This is a genomic window from Xenorhabdus thailandensis (genome assembly GCF_037996785.1).
Taxonomy (GTDB): domain Bacteria; phylum Pseudomonadota; class Gammaproteobacteria; order Enterobacterales; family Enterobacteriaceae; genus Xenorhabdus; species Xenorhabdus griffiniae.
On record NZ_JBBMXF010000007.1, the window covers coordinates 894,730 to 912,058 of the forward strand.

A 17,329-nucleotide genomic window follows, 5' to 3' on the forward strand; every position below is an offset into this window, starting at 1 on the left:
TGTATTGTAACTGGGAAAATTGCCTGATTACCACTCGACATTCGTGTCATGAACCGGAAGCAGGCATTTTTTCTGACGAATTCTCTCTTTAATTCAATGGATTACGTTAATTAATGATAGTCACCAATCAACAAATCGCGGAGCAGCGTAAACTGCTGGAAGAAGCGGTTGCCCATGCGCTGGAATTGGCTAAATCCGGTTGTGATGCTGCGGAAGTCGCGGTCAATAAAACGACGGGAATTAGCGTCAGTACCCGTTTTAGTGAAGTCGAAAATGTTGAGTTTAACAGTGACGGCGCATTGGGGATCACGGTTTATCACCAGCAACGCAAAGGTAGCGCTTCATCAACAGATCTCAGCCCAGAAGCGATTGCTCGTACTGTGCAGGCCGCCATTGATATTGCGCGTTATACCTCGCCTGATCCTTATGCTGGCCCGGCCGATAAAGCGTTATTGGCATTTGAAGCGCCTGAATTAGATCTTTTCCATCCCGCAGATTTAGATGCAGATAAAGCCATTGAGTTGGCAGCCCGCGCTGAACAAGCGTCATTGCAGGCAGATGGGCGCATTACTAATACGGAAGGCGGAAGTTTCAACAGCCATTATGGTATTCGGGTATTTGGTAATAGCCACGGTATGCTGCAAAGCTACTGCTCAAGTCGTCATTCTATGTCAAGCTGTGTGATTGCCGAGCAAGATGGCAATATGGAACGCGATTATGCTTATACCGTGAGTCGCCATTTTGACGAGTTGGAATCGCCTGAATGGGTGGGGCAAGAGTGCGCGCGTCGTACGCTTTCTCGTCTGGGGGCGCGTAAGTTACCAACCATGAAAGCGCCAGTGATCTTTGCTGCGGAGGTGGCTACAGGGTTGTTCGGTCATTTGGTTGGCGCAATCAGCGGTAGCAGCATTTATCGTAAATCTTCTTTCTTGTTGGATAGCCTGGGTAAACCTATTTTGCCTTCATGGCTGACGATTGAAGAACAACCGCATTTATTGCGTGGGTTAGCTTCAACGCCATTTGACAGCGAAGGTGTGCGTACGATACCACGTGATATTGTCAAAGAGGGGGTTTTGCAGACTTGGTTACTGACTTCCTATTCTGCCCGTAAATTGGGAATGGTGAACACGGGCCATGCAGGAGGAATTCATAACTGGCGTATTGCAGGCCAGGGGCTGGACTTTGCTGGCTTGCTGCGTGAAATGGGCACTGGCCTGATCGTCACTGAGCTGATGGGACAGGGCGTTAGCGCGGTGACGGGGGATTATTCTCGCGGCGCATCCGGCTTTTGGGTTGAGAATGGTGAGATTCAATATCCTGTCAGTGAGATCACCATTGCAGGCAATTTGAAAGATATGTGGGCAAATATGGTGACAATTGGTAATGATATCGAAACACGTAGCAATATTCAGTGTGGTTCGGTGTTGCTGCCGGAAATGAGTATCGCCGGTCAATAGGGATACTCAATTAACAGCAGCCAGTTCGGCATCACTGAGCTGGCTGGAAATTAGCGGTGATATTCGCCTGCGGCTTCTGGCTGATAAAGTATTTCTAGTACTTTTATGCGGGTTTTTTCACCGTTTGGCAATGTCCATGTGATTTCATCATTCACCCGCAAGCCCAGAAGAGCAGCACCCAAAGGCGCCATAACGGACAGATGTTTGGTGCTGTCTTGCAGGGAAGCAGGGTAGACCAGCGTACGAACACGCTCTTCATTGCTACCCTGATCAATAAAGCGAACTTCACTGTTCATGGTGACAACATCTGCTGGGATATCTACCGGTGCCACTATTTCTGCTCTATCCAACTCTTCATTCAAGGCATCTGCGATGCGGGTATTGGCAAAAGCAGGTTGTTCCAACAGGGAATCTAAACGTTCGGCATCCAATTCATTGATAATGATTTTAGGTTTTTTCATACCACACTCCAAATTAGGCTCAATACAAAATAACACCCCACATCGCAAGGAGGGGGGTGTTATTTTCAAAGTCATTAAAATGATATTAGGCTGTTCTGCCGCGAAAATAAAGAGATCATGATCACGAACTGTTTTGCATTGCTAATGAAACAGAGCCTATTCGTAATGGAAAAAAGAACAGTCTGCCACCATTTTGAACCACAGATTATAAGCCGGTGGTTACGATACGTGGGTTGGTTTCACCCCAAATGGAAGAAAGCTCAACAACATGCATTCCTCCCCATTTTTGGATATCAGACTGAGTGATTTCGTCGTTACCTTGTTTACCAAAAATGACCACTTCATCGCCGCTCTTCACTTCTGGCAAGTCAGTCACATCGACCATCACGGTGTTCATGGACACGCTACCGACAACAGGGGCACGGTGACCATTGATCAGAACGTAAGCTTTGTTTGACAGGGCAGAACTAAAGCCATCAGAGAAACCAACCGGCAAGTTAGCGAGTTTGGAATCGCGTTTCAGGATGAAAGTGTTGTCGTAACCGACACCATTACCTTTAGGATATGTTTTAACAGAAGCAACGCGGGTTTTCATTTGAATCAGTGGCTTGAATTCTGGGTGGCTGGTGGTCAGAATGCCGTACAGCGCACTGCCAACGCGTGCCATATCGAACTGCGCTTCAGGAATGCTGAGTGATGCAAAAGAGCTTGATGCGTGCAGTGTGATTTCGTCCCTGTTCAGATTTGCTGTTTTGATCAGCCAGGAAGTTTGTTCTTTGAAGTTTTTAATGCTGTCACGGATTGCATCCAGATCGGTGAATGCATGGTGGCTCATCATACCAACCAGTTTCAGGTTAGATAACTGAGCGATTTTCAAAGCGTCTTGTTTGCCCTGCTCAGTTTTCATTTCCAAACCGTTGCGGCTCATAAGACCTGTGTTCAGCATCAGGTGAACGTGAATAGCTTTGCCATGTTTTTGTGCCAGAGCATCAATCGCTTGGGCGTGTTCCAAATCGCCGATCATCTCTTCCATGTCATAGCCCAATGTGCTTTCGATTTCAGCGATGTCAGCCGTACGGACACGTATCAGTTGCCCTTTAAAGCCGCTTTCACGCACGATGCGGGCTTCTTCATTACTGGTGATCCCTACACAAGGCACGCCAGTTTTGATGATGGAGGGCATCAGCAGGTCAATGCCATGACCATAAGCATCACCTTTCAAAACTGCGCACATTTTGGTGCCTTTATTCAGTTTCTTTTGCAGCGTGTGAATATTATTTTCGAAAGTCGTGGTATTGATTTCAACCCAAGCGTTATTGGTTGCTGCGATACTTTCTGCATGGGTGTTATCTAAAGAGAGCACAGGCGCTGCTTGGACAATACCTTGAGACAGACTCAAACCAAGAAGAATTGCCAGTGTGGTTTTATTAAAACGCATGAAGTAAATCTCCATTTTAGGAACTGTATGCATAATGTTCTTCGTGTAATTGCGTTTTAATAATAAGTTTTTTCTAATTTAATTTCACATGGTTAACTTATTGAAAGCTAACATTTATTATCTATATTACACTATTTATAAATAATTAGATTAATTAACTAAGTTAATAATAAAAACGTCTTGTTTTTACTCTTTGTGAGAATTTAATGAATAGTTTATATTAATGATTTTTTACCTTTGGTCAGTTTTAATAACTAATTTTGTCTTTACCTTGGCAATAGCCCACACCGAAGCGCTCTCTAATGGTTTGCTCTGTATAGTCAGTCCGAAAGAGGTTTCTTTTTTGCAATATAGGAATAACTTGATCGACCATGACTTGGAGTGCGTCAGGAAATGAATCAAAATTCAGGTTGAACCCATCAGCGGCACTCTCCAAAAACCATTTTTCCAGATCATCAGCGATCATTTCAGGGGTTCCCAACAACATGCGGTGCATGCCCATATTTTGTAAAATCAACTGATAAACGGTTAGGTTTTTGGTTCGAGCAAAATTGATTATCTCTGATAAGAAGCCTTTGGAAACAATATCTTTAGATGATTTTTCGATGAGTTGATAAGGTAGAGGGTGGTGTAGCTTCAGATCGTCAGGTTCTATCCCCAATTGCCGGGCTAACATAATAATATCTTCATCTACATTCCTGAGTTCATCCATCTTTGCCTTTCTTTCTTGTGCCTCAGCGAGTGTTGAACCAATGATGGGGAATAAACCAGGCAAGATTTTTAACGAGTCTTCGCTGCGTTTTTGGGCTTTCACTTTTGCTTTCAGGTATTGATAAAAATGTTTTGCTCTTTCAAAAGAAGTCTGTGAGGTAAAGACGATATCGGCAAATTTTGCTGCCAGCTCCAGTCCTGCTTCAGACGAACCAGACTGTACCAGCAGTGGCATACCTTGCGGGCTGCGAGGAAGAGTTAATGGCCCGGTAACGGTATAATATTGTCCATTATGATCAATGCTATTCACTTGGGCAGGATCAGCAAATATCCCACTTCTTGCATCAGCAATGAGTGCATCTTCTCCCCAGCTTTCCCATAACTGCATGACAACCTGAATAAATTCTTTTGCCCGTGTATAGCGCTCTAATGTGCTTGGTAACAGCATTTTTCCAAAGTTTTTTGCGGCGGCTGGATTATAGGTAGTAACGGCATTCCAGCCTATTCTACCGTGGCTAAGATGATCCAGCGTTAAAAACTGTCGCGCTAAAATAAATGGATCGCTAAAGGTGGTGGATGCAGTACAAATAAATCCAAGATATTTTGTTACCGACAGGATTGATGACGAAACTATTAATGGATCTAACATCTGTGAAGGAGCATGGGAATGGCCATGCAATGATAACGAATCAGAAAAGAACAGCGCGTCAAATTTACCTAATTCTGCCAACTTTGCAATTTCTTGATAAAAAAGTGGATTTATAAATGCACGGGTATCGTTTTGGGTTCTCCATCCTGCTGGGTGTTGACCCACACCCACTATATGGCAGTTAAGATGCATTTCTCTTTTATTATTAGGCATAATGAATTTCCATTATTTGGCTAAATATTTTTATAATATCAACATGATTTATTTAAATTTAATATTTTTTGAATTTCTTCTGACAATCCTATCGTATTTTCTCCGTGGCTTAATTTTGTTGCTTCCCAAACACACTGGCCTATCACTTTAGGATGATGTCCGTTTATATTTATGACCTTAACGATGGCAGTTCCATAAGCAAGGCCTATACCAATTTTTAAAGGGGGTAAATTGTATCTATCCCATAAGATAGCATTAACATGATTAATTGTATTATTAATGCATTGTTTGCCAGCCATATAAGCTTTATTTATTATATTTATGCGGTTGTTAGGCTTAATGTGAAAAAGAATTAATGCCCCATCGCCAAGTAGCTCTGTCACTTTCCCACTTTCTTGTGCGGCTGTATAAACTACTGCTGGAATTAATGCGGACGTTTCATAGAAAATCCTTTGTAAACCACATTCTATAGTGGCGGTGGGACGTTGTTTAAAGCTAGAGCTGGAGTTTCTCATATCCATCATAAATACAACAAATTCATCAACTTCAGGTTTATTATTCTCTAAAACTGGATAGCCGGGTATGAACGTTTGTACCATTTCTTTTTCCGGTACTTGTTTAAAGCTATCTTTGTGACTGTATGCAGGATTTAATTCAGTGGTGATAACGTTATTATTGCTATCAATATGCTGATGGAAATTATTATTAATCCAATCCGTTGATATATTAGTTTCATTTTTATTTAATTTATGTCGAACTTGTTGCCATTCTTTTTCAGCACAATCGAGATTAAAATTAATTAACTTTATCAAATCATTATCGAAATGATGTTGTATTGTTTTTTCCTTTTCTTTCATTGTCTTTAACTTATTTTATATTTTCCTGGGTGGGTTGAATTAATATTAATTTATTTCAACTAAGTCCTGGCATTGATTGCGTATGCTGTCACTAATGGTTGACTTAAGATATTGAATAAAAAGTTGTTTGTAATAAGAGTAATAACTATTACCTGCTATATACCAATCTAACTTCAAGATGCATGTGATTTCTCCCCGCGAAGCGGAGAGAAATCAGGTTTCATATCGTGTTGTAAATTGCAACTTGAAGTTTAATGCGTATATATCAAGGAATAAATCAATATTCAAGTTAAATCCGTCTGCCATATCGTTAGATTTGGGGACTGGTGGGAGTATGTCTTGAATAAGAAGCCATTAGAGACAATATGTAATGTATATAGAAGGGAGGTGTTACTCTTCGTCAAACCCGGCATTGAAGAGTTCGATAATGGCCGCCAGTGCTTGTTGTTCATCCGGCCCATTGACTTCAACGTCAATATGGCTGCCTTGTTCAGAATCGAGCATCAGCATGGCAATGACGCTGCGGGCCTCGGCCTGTAAGTTACTGCTGTTACGCAGAATCACTTCTGATTGAAACTGTTGTACCAGATCATGCAGTTTCATCGCAGGCCGAGCGTGCATTCCGAGCCGATTTTTAATTTCAAGTCTTTGCTTGACTGTCATGGCTTGTGTTATTCATATTATTTGCGTTTTTCCAGTGTGCGGTGGCGTGATTGCACGTTTTTTCCACGGGAACGAAAATAATCAGCCAACTGTTCTGCCACATAGACTGAACGGTGTTTACCGCCTGTGCAGCCAATAGCGACGGTCAGATAACTGCGATTATTGGTTTCCAGCATAGGTAGCCAAAGTTCAAGATAGCTACGGGTCTGATAAATAAAATTATGAACTTCCGTGTGGCGATCCAAAAACGCGGCCACAGGACGATCCAAACCCGTCATTGGGCGCAGTTTCGGATCCCAGTGAGGGTTTGGCAGGAAACGCACATCAAAAACATAGTCTGCGTCGATAGGGATACCATGTTTGAACCCAAAGGATTCAAACACCATCGTCAATTCTCGTTCCCGTTTGCCTAATAGACGTGTCCTGAGCATTTCCGCCAGTTCATGAACGGACATTTCAGAGGTATCGATGATCAAGTCAGCACGTGAGCGCAGGGGTTCAAGTAAATCGCTTTCTTGGTCAATGGCACTTTCCAGTGACAGGTTCTTGCTGGAGAGTGGGTGCAGACGGCGTGTGTCACTATAGCGGCGGATCAGGGTATTACGATCCGCATCAAGAAACAGTAATTGTGGTGAAAAACTGTCAGGCAATTGCGTCAGGGCTTCTTCAAAAATTTCTGGCGATTCCGGCATGTTTCTGACATCAATGCTAACCGCCGCCGAGATATCACGTTCGGCCAGTGTGCTTGCCAATTCTGGCAGCAACACAACGGGCAGGTTATCCACGCAATAGAAGCCCATATCTTCCAGTGCCCGTAAAGCAACGGATTTCCCAGAACCTGAACGACCACTGACTATCATCAGCACCATGAGGTGACTCCCCCTAAATGTTTATAATTATAATCGCTATTTATTCAGTAATAATTTTATACAGTTCTTCATCGCTCTGCGCTGAGCGCAGGCGACGGCAGAGATTTTTATCTGCAAGGCGCTTTGCAATCAATGATAGTGAGTGTAAATGGATCTGACATTGGTCTGACGGCACCAATAAAGCAAACAGCAAGTCAACAGGTTGATTATCAATGGCGTCAAAGGTAATGGGTTGTTCCAGGTGTAAAAATACCCCAACGGCATTATCCGAACGCTCTTTATCCAATTTGCCGTGAGGGATCGCAATCCCGTTGCCAATTCCTGTTGTGCCGACTTTTTCGCGCGAAAGAATAGCCTCGAATACGGCATTTTCCGGCACTTCAAGCTGTTTTGATGCTAGCTCACTGATAATCTCTAAGGCGCGCTTTTTACTCGAACAAGGTACGTTGTTGCGTGTACATGCGGGTGAAAGCACAGAGCTTAGTGGTAAATCTGTTTCGTTGTTCATTTCTTTATTCACTTAGGGCCTTGTTATACCAGATGCCTGATAAGGCATCCGGTATTAATGCACTGCCGCTCTAAAACCGATCTACAGATCGCACTAAGTACAGGGCGTTATAGACGGTGTTATAGATAGAACAGTGATAATTTTATGACAGCCCCGTTGCCTAAAAGCGATTAATGTTGTCTCAATTTACTTTTGTGTTTGGTCAATTGACGCGCTAGCTTATCTACCAGTACATCAATTGCCGCATACATGTCTTCATGTTCTGAGCTTGCATGCAACTCACCTCCATTAACATACACTGTAGCTTCGGCGATCCGTTGCACCTTTTCCACCCGGAGGATGACCTGAATGAGGTTAATTTTATCGAAGTATTGATTCAATTTGCCGCATTTGGTGTTCACAATGTTGCGAAGTGCATCGGTAATTTCAATATTGTGGCCTGTAACATTGAGTTGCGTGGTTTTGAGTTGCATAGGTGTTTTCCTTCTCTATGTTGTTCAAACCAATTTTTTACGTTGGTTTGAAGGCGGGATGGATAACGACTCTCTATATTTTGCGACAGTCCGGCGAGCCACTTGAATACCTTGCTCAGCGAGTATGCTGGTCAATTTACTGTCACTCAGTGGCTTAGCCGGATTCTCTGCCGCGACCAGTTTTTTCACCAGTGCACGTATCGCGGTAGAAGAAGCTTCACCACCACTGTCGGTGTTGACGTGGCTGGAGAAAAAATACTTAAGTTCAAAAATCCCTCGTGGGCTATACAGGTATTTCTGGGTTGTCACGCGGGAAATGGTGGACTCATGCATGTCAATCTGATAGGCGATATCAGCCAATACCAGTGGTTTCATGTGTTCCTCACCATATTCAAAAAAGTCTTGTTGCCGTTCAACAATACAGCGGGCGACTTTCAGCAATGTTTCATTACGGCTTTCAAGGCTCTTGAGCAGCCATTTGGCCTCTTGCAAGTTATTGCGTATGAACAGGCTGTCACTCTCATTGTTGGCCCGTTGTCCCAGTGCTGCGTAGTGTTGGTTAATGCGCAGACGGGGGATGCTATCGGTATTTAGCCTGACTTGCCAGCTGCCATTTTCTCTCTGTGCCAATACATCTGGAATAACATACTCGGATTCACCGGTATTGACTACCAGTCCAGGTTTTGGCTCCAGTGATTGAATGATATCAATTGCCCCCTTCAGGGTACTCTCTTTTAATTTGCTCTGACGTAATAAATTACGGAAGTCTCGGTGACCCAGTAGTGCCAGATAGTTGCTGACAATAAGTTTGGCATCATTCAGATAGGGCGTCTTTGGCGGCAGCATTGCAAGCTGGATAAGCAAGCATTCGCGTAAGTCACGGGCAGCAACGCCAATCGGATCAAAATGTTGTATGCGTTTGAGAACGGTTTCGACCTCTGCCAAAGTCAGTTCATCATCACCAATACTGGCAAGGATCTCTTCGATAGAAATGGTCAGATATCCGGTGTCATCAATGGCATCAATGATTGAAGTGGCAATAGCAGCGTCCGTTTCGGTAAATGGCGTTAATCCTGCCTGCCACATGAGGTAATCTTGCAAGGTTTGGGTGGTTTCTCCCTGATATACGGGGAAATCATCAGCGCTATAATCACTGTGAGTTCCTGAAGGCGTGCCAGCGGTGTAAATTTCATCCCAACTGGCATCCAGTGGTAGCTCTTCAGGCATCTCCCTCTGTTCAAGTGCGTCACGGGTATCCATGACTTCAGTGTCGGCATCAGAAAGTGCCTGATTCTCTACTTCCTGATGCGGATCATCCTGTTCAAGCAGCGGGTTGGTTTCCAACGCTTGCTGAATCTCTTGCTGAAGCTCAAGCGTAGATAGTTGCAACAAACGGATGGCTTGCTGGAGTTGTGGCGTCATCGTCAATTGCTGGCTGAGCCTGAGTTGCAAACTTTGCTTCATAGGGTTACCACTTTCTCCTTAACCTAGCTTGAAGAGTTCCTTGAATCGCGCTTGATAGAAGGATAAAAGTTAAAGGCGGAAACCTTCACCCAAATAAACGCGCTTAACCTGCTCGTTATTCAGGATGTCATTCGGCGTTCCGTGAGCAATCAAATGACCCTGGCTGACGATATAGGCACGTTCACAGACATCCAGTGTTTCACGCACATTGTGGTCAGTAATCAGTACACCCAACCCGTAATCCCGCAGATGTTGAATGATCTTTTTAATATCCAGTACCGAAATGGGGTCAACGCCAGCAAAAGGTTCATCCAACAGAATGAATTTGGGATTGGCGGCCAGTGCACGGGCAATCTCCACCCGACGGCGTTCACCACCGGAAAGTGATTGGCCAAGGTTATCACGCAGGTGAGAGATGTGAAATTCTTCCATCAACTCTTCTGCACGCGCTTTTCTTTGCTCTTGGGTCAGGTCCTTACGGATCTCCAGTACCGCCATCAAATTGTCGAATACACTCAAACGACGGAAGATAGAGGCTTCCTGAGGCAAGTAACCTATCCCACGGCGTGCACGCTCATGCAGGGGCAGCAGGCTGATATCTTCTTCATCAATGGTGATAGAGCCAGCATCGCGTGGAACAATGCCAACGACCATATAGAACGTTGTGGTTTTGCCCGCCCCATTGGGGCCAAGCAAGCCAACAATCTCCCCTGATTTCACGTTTAGGCTGACATTCTCAACGACCTTACGGCCTTTATAGGCTTTAGCCAGATTTTCTGCGTTTAATATTGCCATCAGTCGTTATTTACCCTTTTTCTGAGCGTCAGCACCGTTAACACCAGGGCCTTTTTCTTGTAGCTGGGCAGGTAACAGGACGGTGGTGACATGTTTACCTTTATCACTAAATGCTTCCATTAGCTGTGTTGGTACCAGATAAGTGATTTTATCGCCTTTGATATTGCTGTCTAGCTGTTCAAGATAGGCGTCCCCCGTCAGGGTGATAAGCTCCTTATCCATCTCATAGCGCATCTTTAATGCATGACCTTTGATGGGCTTACCATCATCTTGCAATTGGTAAAAAGTAGCAGGATTACCAAATGCTTCAATCACTGTCTTGTCAGAATCCCCTTCCGGGCGGGTAACAACGACCTTATCAGCATGAATATCGATTGAGCCTTGTTTTACGATAACATTATCCGTAAATGTGGCAATGTTTCCCGTTAAATCTAATGACTGCCTTGCTGAGTCGATGGTAATGGGTTTTTTTGTATCATCTTTTAAGGCCAGTACGGGCAGGCTGACGGCAAAAAGCGTACTAGCAATAACGGAATTACGGATTAGGTTGTTCATGTGGAATCTCATATTGAGTGGTCACCTTTTCAATCAGTTCAGCAGTTTTGTTTCGCAGATTGCCGCGCATTTTCATGCCAACAGATTTCAGACCGACACCAATAAGCGTGACTCGGTCATCGGATGCGACATCTTGGGTTGTCAGATTGACGATCGCATTGTCTGTTGTGATCCGCTGCAATTGTGACGCATCGTTTAGGCTATCCACTTGGACATCCCCGTATAGATAGAGCATCTTATCTTGGGTCAGTTTGGCCTTGTTGGCGCGTACTGTCCATGTCGCTATCGGGGTGCCAGGGGAGCCATTGGGGTCAAATGTTGTCAATACAGGGTTGGTAAACCAGGTCAGTTTGGCTTCCGTATAGTTTTTAACATCGTCAGCGACCAGCTTGTAAGTCAGCTTACCTTCCGGATCATAGACAAAAGTAATGGCTTCCTGTGTTTGATAAGTCGGATAACCATCATCCACAATGGCTGATGAGGTATCATCATTTACATTCGAGAAATTCCAGCCAATCAGCGCAAGCGCGATCAGTGCCAGTATTGCGATCAGCCAGGATTGAATTTTGCTCATTCTTTTTTCAATTTTAATTTATATGGATAACCCTTTGGCATCTTCGAGCTTATTCTGAGCGAAGAGAACCAAATCACAAAGTTCCCTGACTGCACCGCGTCCGCCGGCAATCTGAGTCACATAATCTGCTTTTGGCAACAGTAAAGGATGGGCATCAGCAACTGCAACAGATAATCCAACTTGTGCCATGACAGGCCAGTCAATAAGGTCATCACCAATATAGGCGACTTGTTCTGGCTGCAACGCTAGTTTATCCAACAGTTCCTTATACGCCAAAACCTTATCATTTTGTCCTTGGTAAAGATATGTAATGCCTAATGTTTCTGCCCGATTTTCCAGTAGTTTTGCTTTGCGGCCAGTAATGATGGCAACTTCAATACCGGAGGTGATTAAACAACGGATGCCATAACCATCACGAACGTTAAAAGTTTTCAGTTCTTCACCTTCATTGCCCATGTAGATAAGCCCATCGGACAGCACGCCATCAACATCACAAATCAGTAAACGGATTTGATGGGCTTTTTCGATAATTGCTTTATTAACTGGGCCATAACAGGTGTCCAGGTACGCTTTTTGACTCATTAAGAAATTCTCTTAAGATTTATATCATGCTTGTTTGTAACAGTTTACTTGTTTTATAGAAGACCAGCCTACACAACACCGGCCTGCAAAAGATCGTGCATGTGTAGTACACCAAGTAATTTGTCACCTTCTGTGACCAATAGTGAGGTGATATGGCGTGATTGCATTAGGTTTAAAGCATCAACCGCTAGGGCATTGGGTTTAATACGAATGCCACCGGCAGTCATGACATCAGAAATTTTTGCATTGTTTAAATCAATGCCCATATCGAAAACACGGCGTAAATCGCCATCGGTGAAAATACCATTGATCTGCATGTCATCATCACAAATAACCGTCATGCCCAATTTTTTGCGGGTGATTTCCACTAAAGCCTCACGCAGAGTCGCTGTACGGGGAACACGGGGGATGTCATCACCGGTGGTCATTAAGTCATCGGCCAGCAACAGAAGTTTGCGCCCGAGTGCTCCACCAGGATGGGAAAGGGCGAAATCTTCAGCGGTAAAGCCACGGGCTTGTAAGAGCGCAAGGGCTAATGCGTCGCCCATGACGAGTGTGGCGGTAGTGCTGGTGGTAGGGGCTAATCCCAATGGACAGGCTTCTTGTGGAACTTTGATGCACAAATGGATATCCGCGGCTTTGCCCATGTTGCTGTTGCGATTATTTGTCATGCAGATGAGCGGGACTTTTTGTCGCTTGAGTACGGGAATTAATGCCAGAATTTCATTTGATTCACCAGAATTGGAAATTGCCAGCACGATATCTTTTGCGGTTACCATGCCGAGATCGCCATGGCTGGCTTCGCCAGGATGGACAAAGAACGAAGGTGTGCCGGTGCTGGCAAATGTCGCAGCGATTTTTCGTCCAATATGACCGGATTTGCCCATCCCCATCACAATGACTTTTCCTTCACAACTAAACATGAGCTCACAGGCTTGGCTGAAATCGTCATTAATGTATTGTTCCAGGCCAACCAGCCCTTCAAGTTCAATATGTAATACTTGCTTACCTGCTTGCTGAAAATCGATTTTAGGCATTTTTACTTCCCACTCTTTTCCCATTCAATCGGCAATTACTCAGTACCGTAATAATTAGAAACAAAAAGTACGACAAAATAAGCGATAAAACAGCCCAGTAGCAAGATGCCGTTCAATCGGTTCAATCGATGCTTTCTTCCCAGACAAAATACCGTGAATAGTATACTCGCTGCCATCATGACCCAAAAATCCCGGGAAAATGCTTGGTGTGAAAAGACACTAGGGGAAAGTATGGCGGGGATACCCAAGACAAGAGTGGCATTGAATACGTTCGAGCCAACAATATTGCCCATTGCCATGTCGTTCTCACCTTTTATGGCCGCCGCAATAGCGGTAGCAAGCTCAGGCAAACTGGTTCCCACGGCAAGCATTGTCAGGCCAATCACCAGTTCGCTGACACCATAAATACGTGCAATAACGGTTGCATTATCAATCACCATGCGGGTAGAAATGGGAAGAATCATTAGTCCCAGAACCACCCAAAGCAGTGCAATTCCTTTGTTGCCTTCAAGCGGCAATTCGGCATTTCGTTCCTGGGTATAGCTATCAACCCTATTGTGTTTGGAGAAAGCGGTCATCTTTATCATTAGGGAGATAAAGAAGAGGGCTGAAAGCACTAAAAAAATACCATCCAGCCGGCTCAGGTAGCCATTGGATAGCAAATACCCTGCAAATGCCGTGATCGCCAACATTAGGGGGACTTCTCGTCGCAGAATTTCTGATTTTACCCTGATTGGCCGAATAAACGCTGCTGCTCCTGTAATGAGCAGCAGGTTAGTAATATTGGAGCCAATGGCATTGCCTATGGCCATGTCTGGCTGTCCGTCTAAAATTGCTGTGACAGAGACCATCAATTCTGGCAGCGAGGTTCCTATTCCCATAATAACCAGGCCGATAATAAAAGGGGGAATTTTCATGGCGCGGGCAAAAACAGCCGCACCATAAACTAATCTATCGGAACCATACACCAGTAAAATCAACCCGGTAATGAGCAGTACAATTGTCAGAAACATGGAGTGTCCCTTAAATAAGTTTTATTCCGAGCATAATGCTAATGATGGTTGATTTTTAAACATGGAATGTTTATTCAGCTAGACTTATACATTCTGACGATCAAGCAATAAAAAGTAAAATCTGTCACAACTTTGCTAACGCAAAATTGGGCAATTTTTTGTAGTATGCATGATTAATTATTTAAATACAGTCATGAAGACAGTTCTATTAACGGTTAGGGGCTATCAACAATGAGTCAACAAACAGCAAATCTTATTGAGATCTGCGGAATGCATTTCACCCGAGGCCAACGCCCGATTTTTGCTGATATTAATCTGACCGTTCCGAAAGGAAAAATTACCGCCATTATGGGACCTTCTGGTATCGGAAAAACCACGTTGCTGCGTCTGATCGGGGGGCAAATTCGTCCTGAGCGCGGTGAAATTTGGTTTGATGGTGATAATATTCCGGCGTTGTCCCGCCCACGCTTGTATGCTGCCCGCAAAAAAATGAGCATGTTATTTCAGTCGGGTGCCTTGTTCACTGATCTGAATGTTTTTGACAATGTGGCTTTTCCCCTGCGTGAGCATACCCAACTGCCTGAAGTGTTGATTCATACAACCGTGATGATGAAGCTGGAAGCGGTAGGGTTGCGTGGTGCTGCACACTTGATGCCATCGGAACTCTCTGGCGGTATGGCAAGGCGAGCAGCATTAGCAAGAGCGATTGCACTCGATCCCGACTTGATCATGTTTGATGAACCTTTTGTCGGTCAAGACCCCATCACAATGGGTGTTTTGGTGAAGCTGATTGATGAGCTAAATCATGCGCTGGGTGTTACGTGTGTCGTGGTTTCCCACGATGTGCCTGAAGTACTGAGTATTGCTGATTATGCTTATATTGTGGCTGAGAAGAAAGTGATCGCAGAAGGTACTCCAGATCAACTGAGAATGAATCAGGATCAACGGGTACGGCAGTTTCTTGATGGTATTGCTGATGGGCCTGTACCTTTCCGTTTCCCGGCCGAGGATTACAAAACTGAGTTATTAGGATGATGGAATGTTAATGTTAACACGGGCATTAGCAGCAATGGGTCGACGGACGATTGAGGTTACGGCTTCATTCGGTCGTGCGGGCTTTATGCTGTTTAATGCAATCATTGGTAAGCCAGAAACTGCCAAACAATGGACACTTTTGCGTCAGCAACTGTATAGCGTCGGTGTTCAATCTCTTTTGATCATTGTGGTTTCAGGACTGTTTATTGGCATGGTGTTGGCCTTGCAGGGCTATCTGGTGTTGACCACATTTAGCGCGGAAGGCAGCCTTGGCATGATGGTGGCGTTATCACTGCTGCGTGAATTGGGGCCTGTGGTGACGGCATTATTGTTTGCAGGGCGAGCAGGCTCAGCGTTGACCGCAGAAATTGGTTTGATGAAAGCGACTGAACAGATTTCTAGTCTGGAAATGATGGCGGTTGACCCGCTGCGCCGCGTTATTGCCCCGCGTTTTTGGGCTGGTTTTATCAGTATGCCTTTGCTCTCCTTGATCTTTGCTGCTGTGGGGATCTTGGGCGGTGCAATAGTGGGTGTGGATTGGAAAGGCATTGATGGTGGCTTCTTCTGGTCATCCATGCAATCTGCGGTGGAATGGCAAAAAGATTTACTCAACTGTTTTCTCAAGAGTGTTGTTTTTGCTATTACGGTAACCTGGGTTGCACTGTTCAATGGTTATGACGCTATCCCAACATCGGAAGGGATCAGCAGGGCGACGACGCGCACGGTGGTTCATGCGTCGTTGGCGGTATTAGGTTTGGATTTTGTGCTGACGGCACTGATGTTTGGGAACTAAGTCGATGCAAAGCAAGAAAAATGAAATTTGGGTGGGAGCTTTTGTCTTGATTGCGCTGGCTGCAATCATATTTTTATGCCTCAAAGTTGCAGATGTTCAATCTTTCGGCAGCCAGCCAACTTATCGTGTATATGCCGCATTTGACAATATTGGTGGCTTGAAAGTACGTTCACCGGTGAAGGTTGGCGGAGTCGTTGTCGGTCGTGTGGAGAAAATCTGGTTGGATCACAAAACTTATACGCCACAAGTTGAATTGGATATTTTCACGCAATACGACAATATTCCCAATACCAGTTCGCTTTCTATCCGAACTTCAGGATTACTGGGGGAACAATATGTTGCCCTCAATATTGGGTTTGATGATCCTGATTTAGGTACAGCCATGTTGAAAGATGGCGATCGTATTGAAGATACTAAGCCGGCAATGGTACTTGAAGATTTGATTGGTCAGTTCCTGTATAAGAGTAGTAGCGGAAGTCAGGAAAAATCCGCTTCGGCACCGGAACAAGCACACTAAGTTAGCAGCCTACTGCTCAGGAGAAATAACACTTATGTTTAAGCGATTACTTATGATTGCGTTGCTGGTGGTTGCACCTTTAGCCAGCGCTACAGATCAAACCAACCCTTACGCATTGATGAAAGATGCCGCGGCAAAAACGTTTAGCCGTTTGAAGAACGATCAACCACAGATTCAAGCCAATCCAGAAGTCTTGCGCCAGATCGTGCGTCAAGAATTGCTGCCTTATGTGCAGATAAAATATGCAGGCGCACTGGTTCTGGGGCCTTACTACAAACAAGCGACACCGGAGCAGCGTGATGCTTATTTCAAGGCGTTTGAATCCTATCTGGAACAAGCATATGGTCAGGCCTTGGCGATGTATCACGGGCAAGATTATCAGATTGCCCCAGAACAGCCATTGGATGATAAGACGATAGTGGCTATTCGTGTCACGATCACCGATCCTAACGGGCAGCCGCCAGTTCGTTTAGATTTCCAATGGCGTAAAAACAGTAAGACCGGTTATTGGCAGGCTTACGACATGATTGCAGAAGGCGTGAGTATGATCACGACCAAGCAGAACGAATGGGCGGATATCCTGCGCCAGAAAGGTATCGATGGCTTGACTGAACAATTAGCTAGCAGTGCGAAAGCACCGATCACTTTAGAAAAGAAAAAGTGAT

Annotated in this window: 20 protein-coding genes; 5 read left to right on the forward strand and 15 right to left on the reverse strand. The window is 44.6% G+C overall.

Features of this window, described 5'->3' with window-relative positions; genetic code table 11:
* The first annotated feature begins 113 nt into the window (after nt 1–113).
* Nucleotides 114–1,457: a metalloprotease PmbA gene (pmbA, locus tag AAC853_RS06640; RefSeq protein ID WP_340614022.1), complete on the forward strand. Its 1,344-nt coding sequence runs from the start codon at nt 114–116 to the stop codon at nt 1,455–1,457.
* A gap of 50 nt (nt 1,458–1,507) precedes the next feature.
* On the opposite strand, the gene rnk is transcribed toward pmbA, so the two are convergent.
* The 15 genes from rnk to AAC853_RS06715 form a co-directional block, all read right to left on the reverse strand.
* Complete coding sequence (gene rnk / locus AAC853_RS06645; RefSeq protein WP_273559620.1) at nt 1,508–1,918, reverse strand: nucleoside diphosphate kinase regulator; 411 nt, start codon at nt 1,916–1,918, stop codon at nt 1,508–1,510.
* Nucleotides 1,919–2,123: 205 nt separating this feature from the next.
* Nucleotides 2,124–3,356, reverse strand: coding sequence for an alanine racemase (alr, locus tag AAC853_RS06650; RefSeq protein ID WP_340614023.1), 1,233 nt, complete (start codon nt 3,354–3,356; stop codon nt 2,124–2,126).
* 247 nt (nt 3,357–3,603) lie between these two features.
* Nucleotides 3,604–4,929 (reverse strand): LLM class flavin-dependent oxidoreductase, encoded by a 1,326-nt coding sequence (locus AAC853_RS06655; RefSeq protein WP_340614024.1) that lies wholly within the window; start codon nt 4,927–4,929, stop codon nt 3,604–3,606.
* A gap of 38 nt (nt 4,930–4,967) precedes the next feature.
* Entirely contained in the window at nt 4,968–5,786 is an 819-nt protein-coding gene (locus tag AAC853_RS06660) for a hypothetical protein (protein ID WP_340614025.1), read from the reverse strand.
* A gap of 390 nt (nt 5,787–6,176) precedes the next feature.
* Nucleotides 6,177–6,449: a PTS phosphocarrier protein NPr gene (gene npr / locus AAC853_RS06665; protein ID WP_047768742.1), complete on the reverse strand. Its 273-nt coding sequence runs from the start codon at nt 6,447–6,449 to the stop codon at nt 6,177–6,179.
* A 17-nt stretch (nt 6,450–6,466) separates the two neighbouring features.
* Entirely contained in the window at nt 6,467–7,318 is an 852-nt protein-coding gene (gene rapZ, locus AAC853_RS06670; protein ID WP_189758752.1) for an RNase adapter RapZ, read from the reverse strand.
* A 40-nt stretch (nt 7,319–7,358) separates the two neighbouring features.
* The gene (ptsN, locus tag AAC853_RS06675) at nt 7,359–7,826 is read right to left on the reverse strand and encodes a PTS IIA-like nitrogen regulatory protein PtsN (RefSeq protein ID WP_338884227.1); all 468 of its coding nucleotides are present in this window, start codon (nt 7,824–7,826) and stop codon (nt 7,359–7,361) included.
* A 170-nt stretch (nt 7,827–7,996) separates the two neighbouring features.
* Complete coding sequence (gene hpf, locus AAC853_RS06680; protein WP_338884228.1) at nt 7,997–8,299, reverse strand: ribosome hibernation promoting factor; 303 nt, start codon at nt 8,297–8,299, stop codon at nt 7,997–7,999.
* 24 nt (nt 8,300–8,323) lie between these two features.
* Complete coding sequence (gene rpoN / locus AAC853_RS06685) at nt 8,324–9,763, reverse strand: RNA polymerase factor sigma-54 (protein WP_340614026.1); 1,440 nt, start codon at nt 9,761–9,763, stop codon at nt 8,324–8,326.
* A 69-nt stretch (nt 9,764–9,832) separates the two neighbouring features.
* Nucleotides 9,833–10,558, reverse strand: a complete 726-nt coding sequence (gene lptB / locus AAC853_RS06690; protein ID WP_338884231.1) for an LPS export ABC transporter ATP-binding protein — start codon at nt 10,556–10,558, stop codon at nt 9,833–9,835.
* Between the two features lie 6 nt (nt 10,559–10,564).
* On the reverse strand, nt 10,565–11,113 hold the full coding sequence (gene lptA / locus AAC853_RS06695; RefSeq protein ID WP_338884232.1) for a lipopolysaccharide ABC transporter substrate-binding protein LptA: 549 nt from the start codon (nt 11,111–11,113) through the stop codon (nt 10,565–10,567).
* Nucleotides 11,094–11,687, reverse strand: coding sequence for an LPS export ABC transporter periplasmic protein LptC (lptC, locus tag AAC853_RS06700; protein ID WP_338884233.1), 594 nt, complete (start codon nt 11,685–11,687; stop codon nt 11,094–11,096). Before lptC ends, lptA begins: the two co-directional genes overlap by 20 nt.
* A gap of 18 nt (nt 11,688–11,705) precedes the next feature.
* Complete coding sequence (gene kdsC, locus AAC853_RS06705; protein WP_340614027.1) at nt 11,706–12,269, reverse strand: 3-deoxy-manno-octulosonate-8-phosphatase KdsC; 564 nt, start codon at nt 12,267–12,269, stop codon at nt 11,706–11,708.
* Nucleotides 12,270–12,337: 68 nt separating this feature from the next.
* Complete coding sequence (kdsD, locus tag AAC853_RS06710; RefSeq protein ID WP_340614028.1) at nt 12,338–13,306, reverse strand: arabinose-5-phosphate isomerase KdsD; 969 nt, start codon at nt 13,304–13,306, stop codon at nt 12,338–12,340.
* Nucleotides 13,307–13,341: 35 nt separating this feature from the next.
* Nucleotides 13,342–14,319: a calcium/sodium antiporter gene (locus tag AAC853_RS06715; RefSeq protein WP_340614029.1), complete on the reverse strand. Its 978-nt coding sequence runs from the start codon at nt 14,317–14,319 to the stop codon at nt 13,342–13,344.
* 231 nt (nt 14,320–14,550) lie between these two features.
* Between AAC853_RS06715 and mlaF the strand changes: the two genes are divergently transcribed.
* Genes mlaF through mlaC form a run of 4 tightly spaced genes read left to right on the forward strand, consistent with a single transcriptional unit; the run spans nt 14,551 to nt 17,328 of the window.
* The gene (gene mlaF, locus AAC853_RS06720; RefSeq protein WP_340614030.1) at nt 14,551–15,354 is read left to right on the forward strand and encodes a phospholipid ABC transporter ATP-binding protein MlaF; all 804 of its coding nucleotides are present in this window, start codon (nt 14,551–14,553) and stop codon (nt 15,352–15,354) included.
* Nucleotides 15,355–15,364: 10 nt separating this feature from the next.
* Nucleotides 15,365–16,147 carry a lipid asymmetry maintenance ABC transporter permease subunit MlaE gene (gene mlaE / locus AAC853_RS06725; protein ID WP_340614172.1) on the forward strand — a complete coding sequence of 261 codons (783 nt, stop codon included), beginning with the start codon at nt 15,365–15,367 and terminating at the stop codon, nt 16,145–16,147.
* A gap of 4 nt (nt 16,148–16,151) precedes the next feature.
* On the forward strand, nt 16,152–16,664 hold the full coding sequence (mlaD, locus tag AAC853_RS06730) for an outer membrane lipid asymmetry maintenance protein MlaD (RefSeq protein WP_340614031.1): 513 nt from the start codon (nt 16,152–16,154) through the stop codon (nt 16,662–16,664).
* A 34-nt stretch (nt 16,665–16,698) separates the two neighbouring features.
* Entirely contained in the window at nt 16,699–17,328 is a 630-nt protein-coding gene (mlaC, locus tag AAC853_RS06735; RefSeq protein ID WP_340614032.1) for a phospholipid-binding protein MlaC, read from the forward strand.
* Nucleotide 17,329: the final 1 nt, after the last annotated feature.